This is a genomic window from Bacteroides caecigallinarum (assembly GCF_021531075.1).
Lineage (GTDB): Bacteria > Bacteroidota > Bacteroidia > Bacteroidales > Bacteroidaceae > Phocaeicola > Phocaeicola caecigallinarum_B.
On record NZ_JADYTJ010000070.1, the window covers coordinates 1 to 10,777 of the forward strand.

Annotated in this window: 10 protein-coding genes; 6 read left to right on the forward strand and 4 right to left on the reverse strand. The window is 39.1% G+C overall.

Annotation, left to right across the window (positions count from 1 at the left end; translation table 11 throughout):
• A partial coding sequence (locus tag I6E11_RS13455; RefSeq protein ID WP_235338665.1) for a WG repeat-containing protein occupies positions 1-1,653 on the forward strand: 1,653 nt, incomplete at its 5' end.
• Between the two features lie 135 nt (positions 1,654-1,788).
• Here the strand turns inward: I6E11_RS13455 and I6E11_RS13460 are convergent.
• Positions 1,789-2,865, reverse strand: a complete 1,077-nt coding sequence (locus tag I6E11_RS13460) for a YeiH family protein (protein ID WP_235338666.1) — start codon at positions 2,863-2,865, stop codon at positions 1,789-1,791.
• Between the two features lie 269 nt (positions 2,866-3,134).
• Between I6E11_RS13460 and I6E11_RS13465 the strand changes: the two genes are divergently transcribed.
• From I6E11_RS13465 to I6E11_RS13475, 3 genes are read left to right on the forward strand one after another with little or no spacing between them, the layout of a single operon-like run.
• Positions 3,135-3,722, forward strand: coding sequence for a DUF5715 family protein (locus I6E11_RS13465; protein ID WP_235338673.1), 588 nt, complete (start codon positions 3,135-3,137; stop codon positions 3,720-3,722).
• A gap of 4 nt (positions 3,723-3,726) precedes the next feature.
• Positions 3,727-4,479, forward strand: coding sequence for a tRNA pseudouridine(38-40) synthase TruA (truA, locus tag I6E11_RS13470; RefSeq protein ID WP_235338667.1), 753 nt, complete (start codon positions 3,727-3,729; stop codon positions 4,477-4,479).
• 59 nt (positions 4,480-4,538) lie between these two features.
• Positions 4,539-5,444, forward strand: a complete 906-nt coding sequence (locus tag I6E11_RS13475; protein ID WP_235325510.1) for a DMT family transporter — start codon at positions 4,539-4,541, stop codon at positions 5,442-5,444.
• Between the two features lie 64 nt (positions 5,445-5,508).
• On the opposite strand, the gene I6E11_RS13480 is transcribed toward I6E11_RS13475, so the two are convergent.
• Both I6E11_RS13480 and I6E11_RS13485 read right to left on the reverse strand, forming a co-directional pair.
• On the reverse strand, positions 5,509-6,366 hold the full coding sequence (locus tag I6E11_RS13480) for a mechanosensitive ion channel family protein (protein ID WP_235338668.1): 858 nt from the start codon (positions 6,364-6,366) through the stop codon (positions 5,509-5,511).
• 21 nt (positions 6,367-6,387) lie between these two features.
• Positions 6,388-6,999, reverse strand: a complete 612-nt coding sequence (locus I6E11_RS13485) for an L-threonylcarbamoyladenylate synthase (protein WP_235338669.1) — start codon at positions 6,997-6,999, stop codon at positions 6,388-6,390.
• A 231-nt stretch (positions 7,000-7,230) separates the two neighbouring features.
• Here I6E11_RS13485 and yaaA point away from each other — a divergent pair, with 231 nt between their 5' ends.
• Together yaaA and I6E11_RS13495 are read left to right on the forward strand one after the other, a co-directional pair.
• Complete coding sequence (yaaA, locus tag I6E11_RS13490; protein WP_235338670.1) at positions 7,231-7,995, forward strand: peroxide stress protein YaaA; 765 nt, start codon at positions 7,231-7,233, stop codon at positions 7,993-7,995.
• Positions 7,996-8,052: 57 nt separating this feature from the next.
• Positions 8,053-8,457 (forward strand): (deoxy)nucleoside triphosphate pyrophosphohydrolase, encoded by a 405-nt coding sequence (locus I6E11_RS13495; protein ID WP_235338671.1) that lies wholly within the window; start codon positions 8,053-8,055, stop codon positions 8,455-8,457.
• Positions 8,458-8,499: 42 nt separating this feature from the next.
• Here I6E11_RS13495 and dnaK read toward each other — a convergent pair whose 3' ends face one another.
• Positions 8,500-10,407, reverse strand: a complete 1,908-nt coding sequence (dnaK, locus tag I6E11_RS13500; protein WP_235338672.1) for a molecular chaperone DnaK — start codon at positions 10,405-10,407, stop codon at positions 8,500-8,502.
• Positions 10,408-10,777: the final 370 nt, after the last annotated feature.

Genomic DNA, 10,777 nt, shown 5'->3' on the forward strand with positions numbered 1-10,777 from the left:
ATATTATTTGGATGTAAGGGTAATGGTATTGTTCAAGGCGAAGACTTAATTAGTCATGTCCCTTTTCAAAATTCAAAGGACGGACGTTGGGGATTGATTGATTTTAAAGGAAATATTTTGATAGATGAAGAATTTCAAAATAGACCATCTTCTGTAATGGATGGTATGTTTCATGTGAAAAATGAGGAAGGCTTGTATGAGATATATGCAGCTAATAAACATTTTAAGAAAATTGGAAGCGAATACATATCAGTAGGGGATTTTCATTCGGGATTGGCTCCCGTAGTTGAAAAAGGTGAACCGGTAAAGTACATAAATAAATATGGGGATATTGCTTTTGAACTTAAAGATTATAAAGGTGAAATTATTACGGCTGCTACTGAATTTCATAATGGTAAAGCAGCTTTTAAAATATCATCCGGTAATTATGGGTTTATAGACACGAGTGGTAAGGTTATATTACCTCCAATTTATGAAGATGTATTAATTTTTTGTGGGGAATATGCTGCCGTTGCCAAAGACGGCGATAGTTTCTTTATAAATGAAAAAGGAGAAAATGTTTTAAAATTAGATAAGAAGATAAGATTTTGGGCTTTGCCTTCTGATGATATGTTCCCTTATTCTGTAGAAGATGAAATGGCTTTTGGTTATATGAACTTAAAAGGTGAAAAAGTTATAAAGGAAAGTTCAAAGTTTTATAGGGCATATAATTTTGTTAATGGCTATGCGGTCTTCATGAATTCAAATGGTGAATATGGGTTAATTGATAAAAAAGGAGATATAACGATAAGGGCTAAATATCAAGGATTGATTCAGTGTGATGATTTGTTGGTATATAGGGATAATGATAAATATGGCTTATTAACTTATAGTGGAGAATTTATTTTAAGAGCTTGCTATGACATGATTATTCCTTTTGTTGGTGACAATAGTTATACTTATGCTTGTGATAATAAAGAATGGATACTTATAGATAAGAAAGGAAATGAAGTTGACAGAAATACTTATTATTCAATTTATTTTCCAGAAAAAATAATACCTCAAGAATTAGGAATGGCAAATAATTGGAATTTTTATGAATATTGGCATGAAAGTGATTATGTGGATTTATGTGCTGAAGCAGAGAAAATTTCTTCTCTAATCAAAGATGAGTGTGTTGATAAAGTCTCATATATCGTAACACCTGGTGCTTTTGCAGATGCATATGATAAAGAATACAAATCAGAAGACTTAAAATATACGGATATCTTAGAACAAGATTTATTGTGTAATGAAAATTATGAGGTAAAATTGGTAGCTTGTTATAATGAAAAACTAATAGTTCCTCAGTATAAAAAAGTATGGCGTTCAAATTATTGGGGGGATGGATATTATGAGGAAGTATTGAGTGGATATAGTTATAATAATATATCTCCGACTAGTTTGATGCTTGATATTAATTTGCAAGAAAAACTAAAAGGTAGATGTGATGATTTTTTTAATGCGATTTTTGATTCGTTTATTAATAGAAAATTTATAAAATCTGCTGATGAAAGAACTGATGAATTATATCGTATTTTTATGGATAAAAAAGATAAGAATATAAGTTTAATTCTTAATAGAGATATAGATGATGATAGGATTGTAATTGTTATAAAGAAAAAAAATATTTAATTTATCTGTGGGAAAGATACTTCTATAAAATTGTGTAAATGATAAAATAGGATTCGGTTATAAAAAACATCAACTCCCAGCGTGGTATCTTTTCCATGCCGGGAGTTGATGTCTTTTATATATTTAGCAATGTTATTATCCTAACATAGGAACCAGATATTTTGTAATCAGATATCCACCGCCTACAAGCCAGATGTAGAGTAATCCGGCAAGGACGAATGGTTTTGCACCAGCCTGTTTGAACTTGTCCATGCTTGTATCAGTTCCAAGTGCTGTCATTGCCATAGTAAGCATGAATGTATCGATGTATTCTATCGCTCCGTTCAGAGGAATTTCCTTTACGCTGTCTACACCAAGCAAGTATTGCAGAAGTGAGTTCAGACAGATTATTCCGATGAAACCAAATGCAAACCAAGGAATTGTGATTTTGCTTTTCTGAGCTTTGCCGTTTGCATCTTTGGATTTGCGTCCTGAAAGTGCAATACCCATTATCACAAGTACGGGAGCGAGCATCATCACACGAATCATTTTAGTGATTGTGGCTGTACCTGCTATACCAAGTGCGTCAGTAGGGTCCATTGCGTTTCCGGCTCCTGCCACGTGAGCTACTTCGTGAAGTGTACTTCCTGTGTATATAGCCACACCTGTATCTCCAAGTGCATCGAGCATTCCTGAACGGTACATGATAGGGTAGAGGAACATTGATATTGTTCCGAAGATAACCACTGTAGATACTGCAATGGCTGTTTTGTGACCTTCGCATTTCACTACCGGCTCTGCTCCAAGTACGGCTGCTGCACCACAGATGGCACTACCTGTGGCTGTCATCAAAGATGTATCGGCGTCCATTTTCAGCAGTTTGCCCAGCCATATTCCCAGGAAGATGGTTCCTGCCACTATGATTGTGTCTATCACTACTGCCGGTATTCCTACTGCTGCCACCTGTGTTAGTGTAAGGCGGAAACCGTATAGTACGATACCTGCACGAAGTATCTGTTTGGTACAGAACTTGATTCCCGGCACCCATGTTTCAGGCAGTTTGTTTCTCAGACTGTTGGCATACAGCATACCAAGGATGATACCTACAATAAGAGGACTGAATGACAGATTTTTTACGAAAGGAATTTCTGCAATGTAGAATGCAGCGAAAGAGAATAATGCGATAAGCAAAATACCGTGTATGGTATTGGCGCGGTTTTCTTTTGTAAACATATCGTTCTTGTTTAATATTATGGTTTCTTGTTTTCGGCTGCAAAGATAATGCTTTTGCTAATATGTTGTTTTTCATCTTATTTTATGGCTTATAACTTTTGGTAATAGCCGGAATTCCGAATATTTACCGTTATGTACTTTTTCTATGTCGTGCATTATTGTTAATTTTGCGCCGAAAATATAAATATGACAGAATGAAGAATTTATTTGGTGTTTTTTGTGCATTGACCATTATTGTCGCTGCACTTTCGTCGTGCGGAGACAAGAGTATGAAAATGAATAATCCACGTAATATAAAAGGGGTGGTGAGTTACAAACGTTCGTTCGGTGACCTGAATGCCGTACAATTGAAGTCGGCAAAGGCTATAGGTATATCTCCGGTTGCATCGCGTGAAGAGGCTGAACATCTGAAGAATAAACTGGTGAAAATAGAGCCGTGTGAATATTACGACATGGACTCGCTGACGCACTCCATTCCTTATCTTGTTCCTACGGCAAGTGCCCTGCTTGAATCTATAGGTGAAAACTTTCTGGATTCGCTTGAAAGTAAGGGACTTAATCCCAATAAGGTTATAGTAACTTCTGTGACACGTACCAAAGAGGATGTGAAGCGCCTGAGACGTACAAATGTTAATGCATCTATGAACTCATGCCATTTCTACGGAACAACTTTCGACATCAGTTGGAAGAGGTTTACTAAAGTTGAAGACCCTGACGGACGACCTATGCAGGATGTGCGTGCAGATACACTGAAACTTGTTCTGGCAGAGGTGCTTCGCGATTTGAAGAAAGAGGAAAGATGTTACGTAAAATATGAACTGAAACAGGGATGTTTCCATATCACTGCAAGAAAATAACAGAATGAATAGATATTTTATTTACCTTGCCTACGACGGTACCAACTATCACGGATGGCAGATCCAGCCAAATGGCGACAGTGTGCAGGAAACTCTGAATAAGGCTTTGGCTACATTTCTTAGGGATGAAAGCATAGAAGTGGTAGGGGCAGGGCGTACGGATGCAGGGGTGCATGCCAGATTGATGGTTGCACATTTCGACATTGACCGCGAACTGGATTGTGCGTTGGTGGCGGACAAGCTGAACCGTCTGCTGCCACAGGATATATCTGTATATAGTGTGAAGCATGTGAAAGAAGATGCGCATGCACGTTTTGATGCAACATACCGTACGTATAAGTATTATATCACCACGCGTAAAGACCCGTTTGCACGCCATTATTCATGGAGGTTATTCCAAAAGCTTGATATAGAAAAGATGAATGAGGCTGCTGCAGTGCTTTTCGATTATATAGATTTCACAAGTTTCAGTAAGCTTCATACGGATGTGAAGACTAATAACTGCAAGATAATGCATGCCGAGTGGACTCAGTGCGGAGAAGACGAATGGGTGTTTACTATTCAGGCTGACAGATTTCTGCGTAACATGGTACGTGCTGTGGTGGGTACACTGGTGGAAGTGGGACGCGGGAAACTGTCTGTTGACGGTTTCCGTAAGGTTATTGAGGATAAGAACCGTTGCAGTGCGGGAACTTCTGTTCCGGCTCATGCCCTGTTCCTGGTAGATATAGGTTATCCGGAAGATTTGTTCCTGTAAAAGATTTGCTTTTATACCAAACTCATAAACTAAAAACTCAAGAACTTAAAAACTAAAATATGTGGTTACTCTTAGCGTTTTGCTCGGCTGCGTTGCTGGGCTTTTATGATGTATTCAAGAAGAAATCGTTGGCAAATAATGCCGTTCTTCCTGTATTAGGACTGAATACATTGTTTTCGAGTCTTATCTTTATTCCGTTTATACTGATTTCGCATTTCAGTCCAGAAGTGCTGGATGGCTCTTTGTTTTATGTGCCGGACGCAGGTTGGGAAGTTCATAAATTTATAATTCTTAAGTCGTTTATTGTGCTTGGCTCATGGGTGTTCGGATACTTCGGAATGAAACATCTGCCGCTCACCATAGTAGGACCTATCAATGCTACTCGCCCTGTAATGACACTCGTGGGTGCACTTCTTATTTTTGGTGAACGATTGAATCTGTATCAGTGGATAGGTGTTCTGCTTGCCATTATATCTTTCTTCCTTTTGAGTCGTTCGGGCAAGAAGGAGGGTATTGATTTCAAGCATGACCGTTGGGTTTGGTTTGTTGTACTTGCAGCAGTTCTGGGAGCAATAAGCGGACTTTATGACAAATATCTTATGGGGCAGTTCAACAATATGGTGGTTCAGGCGTGGTATAATATCTATCAGCTGTTCCTGATGGGAGGTGTGATACTCTTCCTGTGGTGGCCGAGACGCAAGCATGGTACTCCTTTCCGTTGGGACTGGTGCATTATATTGATTTCGATATTCCTTTCGGCTGCCGATTTTGTGTATTTTTATGCATTGTCGATGGAAGATTCAATGATTTCCATTGTGTCGATGGTGAGACGAAGCAGTGTTGTGGTTTCTTTCCTGTTCGGAGCAATGGTGTTCCGCGAAAAGAATCTGAAGAGCAAGGCGGTAGATTTACTGTTGGTATTGATAAGTATGCTTTTCCTGTATTTGGGAAATGTATTGGGATAATAAAAAAGGTAGAAACGCTGAATGTTGTGCGTTTCTACCTTTTTTAAATTCCACGGGAATGGTATCAGTCCTTTGCCTGATGAACTGTGAGTTGTGGGAACGGGAATCCGATACCTTCTTTATTGAATGTTTCGTAAACCTTCTTGTTGAAATCAAAATATACATCCCAGTAATTGGCTGTTGAGGCCCAGGCACGTACTTTTATATCAACGCTGCTTGCCGATAAAGCTCCGAGTCCGATGAACGGTGCCGGGTCTTTAAGTATTCTTTCATCCTCGTTGATTAAACGTTCGATTACAGCTTTTACTTTTTCGTAGTCCTCACCATATTCAACTCCGATAACCCATTCTGCACGGCGGGTGTCCTGCTTGCTGTAGTTCACTACTACATTACTGCTCATGGCACCGTTTGGCACATATATTATCTTATTGTCTACAGTGGCAAGAATAGTATGGAATATCTGTATCTCCTTTACTGTACCGCTGGCACCCGGACCGTCAATAAAATCACCTACTTTGAAAGGTTTGAATACTAGAATGATAAGCCCTCCGGCAAAGTTTGACAGATTTCCTGACAAAGCCATACCTATGGCAACACCGGCAGAGGCAAGGATTGCTGCGAAACTTGTTGTTTCTACACCAAGGCGGGCAATTACCGCAAATGCAAGAATCAGGTTAAGAGTAATGCTAAGAAGACTCTTCAGGAAAGTCTTGACACTGACTTCAAGTTTGCGTTTCTCCAGAAACTTGTTAAGAAGTTTGCCTAATTGTTTGATAAGGAAACGTCCGACGACATAAATAATTATTGCCCCGATAATGTTTTTTCCTGTTTCAATTCCCCAGCTGACCAGTTTGTCCAATACAGCTTCAACGTTGATTTTTGATGTAACGCTTGATGCGATGTTTAGTAATGTAAGTAGCATAATATATTTATAGTTAAAAATTTATTCATCAAGTATTCCTTTACCTTGGCGTACGATTTCAGCCTCGTCTTCACAACAATTTACAACGGTAGAAGGTTCAATTCCTCCTATACCTCCATCTATTACGATATCGGCTTCTCTACCGAATTTTTCGTGTATAAGTTCAGGGTCAGTAATGTATTCCAGGTCTTCTCCTTCTTCCAGAGGTAATGTCGTCGACAGAATAGGTGCATCTATCATCTTGCATATTTCTCTGATGATGTCATTGTCCGGAACCCTTATTCCTACTTCTTTTCTGTTTCTGAATATTTTCGGGAGTCTGCTGTCTGCCTTTAGGATAAAGGTGAACGGACCTGGTAAGTTTCGCTTCATAAGCTTGAAGGTATTGTTGCTTACCTTTGCATATTCACTGATGTTGCTTAAATCATAACAAATAATGGACAGGTGATGTTTACGAGGATCAATTTTTTTTAGTTTGCAGATACGTTCTATAGGGCGTTCCTTCAGAGCATGGCATCCTATGGCATACATGGTGTCAGTAGGATAAATGATTATTCCTCCATCGTTCAGAACATCTGCAATAGATTGAAGGGTGTCAATATTGTTATTCTTATTATATAGTTTTATTATCATAGTTATGTGATTTCTGTAATTAATACGAATAACGCAAAAGTACATAAAAAAAACATTTTTTTATATTATAACAATAAAAAATCCTTTAAGGACAATGTTCGAGTCTTGTTTTCTTTAGCTGTTTTAGTTATAAGGTCTTTTAATTGTAATAAACTTACATATATGATAACAAAATATGATACTTAAATGTATTTTTGTGTATAGGTTAAATGAAATAATACAAATCTGCTTATGAAAATATATATATCGTGTGCCAAGACTATGACGTCGCATAGCACAAAGAATGTCCCTTTCATCAGTAAACCGCATTTTTATGATCAGGCTGTACAAAATGTAATGGATATTTCCCGTTTCAGTAGTGATGAATTGGGAAAGTTATTGAAGATTAATACAAAACTTGCAGCGGAAAACTATTTCAGATATCATAACTTCTTTTCTGAGGAGAATACAGGATTGCCTGCCATACTGTCGTACACAGGTATGGTGTTCAAGCGTATTGCAGTAAAAGACTTTACGGAGGAAGATTTCAGATACGCTCAGGATCATCTTCTTATAACGTCTTTTCTTTACGGACTGCTTCGTCCGCTTGACGTAATAAAAAATTATCGTCTGGAGGGAGATGTAAAGCTTCCTGAAAGAGGTAATATATCAATGTTTGATTATTGGAAGCCTGTTCTTACAGATTTCTTTATAGCAGAGATAAAGAAAAATGGTGGAATTCTGGTAAATCTTGCAAGTAGCGAAATGAAAGATCTTTTCGACTGGAAACGTGTATGTAAAGAAGTCCGTGTGGTAACCCCCGATTTCTATGTTTATAAAAACGGCAAGCTTTCCACAGTAGTGATTTATGCAAAAATGTGTCGTGGAGAAATGACTCGCTTTCTTTTGAAAAATCGGGTAGAGAATCCGGAACAGATGAAGTCGTTTGAATGGGAAGGATTCTGTTATAATGAGCAGGAGAGCACTGATGACCATATGGTGTTTACTATGGGGTAGTGCACTATAACATGTTTTCAGGATACCCATAAAAAAAGAAATTTATACATTCTAATTATGAAAACAATAGAAGTTGTGGCAGCAGTAATTTGCGATAACAAGCAAATATTGGCTACTCAAAAGGGGTATGGCGACTTTGAGGGATTGTGGGAATTTCCCGGAGGTAAAGTAGAAAGTGGTGAGAATCTGGAGGATGCTATTATTAGAGAAATCAGAGAAGAGCTTAGTTGTACTATTAGTGTAATTAAGAGAATATGTACAGTCTATCATACTTATCCACAATTTGAATTAGTTATGCATTGTTTTGATTGTGAGATATCTTATGGGAAACTACAGTTGATTGAACATAAAAGTGCTAGATGGTTGGGACTTAATGAACTTGATAGTCTAAATTGGCTTCCAGCTGATTTAGAAGTTGTGAAAGCTTTGAAAGATTATTATAGAAACAAGACAAGCGTGTAATCCATCGGATTACACGCTTGTCTTATATATTACTTTGTTAGATTACTTAACTTCCTCAAAATCAGCATCCTGTACGTCGCTCTTGTCATTAGCGTTACCATTGTTTGCCTGACCAGCGTTAGGACCTGCCTGAGCACCGCTCTGTGCGCCTGACTGAGCATACATTTCAGCGCTTGCTGCCTGGAAAGCTGACTGGAGTTCTGCGCTTGCTGCGTCGATACCAGCCAAATCCTGTGCCTTGTGAGCGTCTTTCAGTTTTTGAAGAGCAGCTTCGATAGGAGCTTTCTTGTCTGCCGGAAGTTTGTCACCAAGATCTTTCAACTGATTTTCTGTAGAGAAGATCAAGCTGTCAGCCTGGTTCAACTTGTCGATACGTTCTTTTTCTTTCTTATCTGCTTCTGCATTTGCTTCAGCTTCAGCCTTCATACGGTCGATTTCTTCCTTGCTCAAACCAGATGAAGCTTCGATACGGATAGCCTGTTCCTTACCTGTAGCCTTATCCTTGGCAGATACTTTCAAGATACCGTTTGCGTCGATATCGAATGTTACTTCAATCTGAGGAACACCACGACGAGCTGGAGCGATACCTGTCAGGTTGAACTGACCGATTGATTTGTTCTGTGCTGCCATAGGACGTTCACCCTGAAGTACGTGGATTGTAACTTCTGTCTGGTTGTCGGCTGCTGTAGAGAACACTTCGCTCTTCTTGCAAGGGATAGTAGTGTTTGCGTCGATAAGTTTTGTCATCACACCACCCATTGTTTCGATACCCATTGACAATGGAGTTACGTCAAGAAGAACAACACCCTTGATTTCGTCTGTCAATACGGCACCCTGAACTGCTGCACCTACTGCAACTACTTCGTCCGGATTAACACCCTTAGAAGGAACTTTACCGAAGAAGTCTTCTACGAGTTTCTGAACTGCAGGGATACGTGAAGAACCACCTACAAGGATTACTTCGTCGATATCTGAGTTGCTCAAACCTGCGTCGCTCATGGCTTTCTTACATGGTTCAAGACAAGCCTGAATCAAGTTGTGTGCCAACTGTTCGAACTTAGCACGGCTCAAAGTCTTAACCAAGTGCTTTGGAACACCGGCTACCGGCATGATGTAAGGCAAGTTGATTTCTGTAGAAGTAGAAGATGACAATTCGATTTTTGCCTTTTCTGCTGCTTCTTTCAGACGCTGCATTGCCATTGGGTCCTGAGTCAAGTCAGCACCTTCGTCGTTCTTGAATTCCTGAACCAACCAGTCGATGATTACCTGGTCGAAGTCATCACCACCAAGGTGAGTATCACCGTTTGTAGAAAGTACTTCGAACACACCGCCACCGAATTCAAGGATTGAGATATCGAATGTACCACCACCAAGGTCGAACACTGCAACCTTCATATCCTTGTTTGACTTGTCAACACCGTATGCAAGTGCTGCTGCTGTCGGTTCGTTTACGATACGTTTTACGTCAAGACCTGCAATCTGGCCGGCTTCTTTTGTAGCCTGACGCTGTGAGTCTGAGAAGTATGCCGGAACTGTGATGACAGCTTCTGTAACTTCCTGGCCAAGGTAGTCTTCTGCTGTTTTCTTCATTTTCTGAAGAATCATAGCTGAGATTTCCTGTGGAGTGTAAAGACGTCCGTCGATGTCAACACGTGGAGTGTTGTTTTCGCCACGAACAACTTTATATGGAACGCGTTCAATTTCTTTTGCCACCTGATCGTAAGTTTCACCCATGAAACGTTTGATTGAGTAAACTGTACGAGTAGGGTTTGTGATTGCCTGACGTTTTGCAGGATCACCGATTTTACGTTCGCCGCCGTCAACGAAACCAACTACTGATGGAGTAGTACGCTTACCTTCGCTGTTAGCGATTACAACTGGTTCGTTACCTTCGAACACTGCTACACATGAGTTTGTTGTACCTAAGTCAATACCAATAATCTTTCCCATAATTTTATCTGTTTTTTATTATTATCTAATTAAGTTATTTCTGTAACTTTTGCGTTACGCTGTATTATAAACAAACCGTGTGCCACAGTGAAAAAATGTTTTGGCACGGACAAAAACTGACAATTTGGCCGAAAAATGTCTTTATTGTACTGACAAATTATGATTTCTGTCATTGTTTTCTTTTGATTAATATTAAATGAAATATTCTCATGAATAGTGTTCGAAGAATATACAAAAAAACATGAGGGTGTGTCAAAATGATGCATCCTCTTTTCGTTATATAATCATCGGTTTCTCATTTTTCATAGAGTATGATTTCTATATTTCCGTATTATCCCTATCTCCATGCTTTCAAGTAGTATAATCGGCT

Excerpts from the sequence above, each read along its gene's own strand:
- I6E11_RS13460 (WP_235338666.1), bottom strand. The coding sequence starts at position 2,865 with ATGTTTACAAAAGAAAACCGCGCCAATACCATACACGGTATTTTGCTT.
- I6E11_RS13465 (WP_235338673.1), top strand. The coding sequence starts at position 3,135 with ATGAAAATGAATAATCCACGTAATATAAAAGGGGTGGTGAGTTACAAA.
- truA (WP_235338667.1), top strand. The coding sequence starts at position 3,727 with ATGAATAGATATTTTATTTACCTTGCCTACGACGGTACCAACTATCAC.
- I6E11_RS13475 (WP_235325510.1), top strand. The coding sequence starts at position 4,539 with ATGTGGTTACTCTTAGCGTTTTGCTCGGCTGCGTTGCTGGGCTTTTAT.
- I6E11_RS13480 (WP_235338668.1), bottom strand. The coding sequence starts at position 6,366 with ATGCTACTTACATTACTAAACATCGCATCAAGCGTTACATCAAAAATC.
- I6E11_RS13485 (WP_235338669.1), bottom strand. The coding sequence starts at position 6,999 with ATGATAATAAAACTATATAATAAGAATAACAATATTGACACCCTTCAA.
- yaaA (WP_235338670.1), top strand. The coding sequence starts at position 7,231 with ATGAAAATATATATATCGTGTGCCAAGACTATGACGTCGCATAGCACA.
- I6E11_RS13495 (WP_235338671.1), top strand. The coding sequence starts at position 8,053 with ATGAAAACAATAGAAGTTGTGGCAGCAGTAATTTGCGATAACAAGCAA.
- dnaK (WP_235338672.1), bottom strand. The coding sequence starts at position 10,407 with ATGGGAAAGATTATTGGTATTGACTTAGGTACAACAAACTCATGTGTA.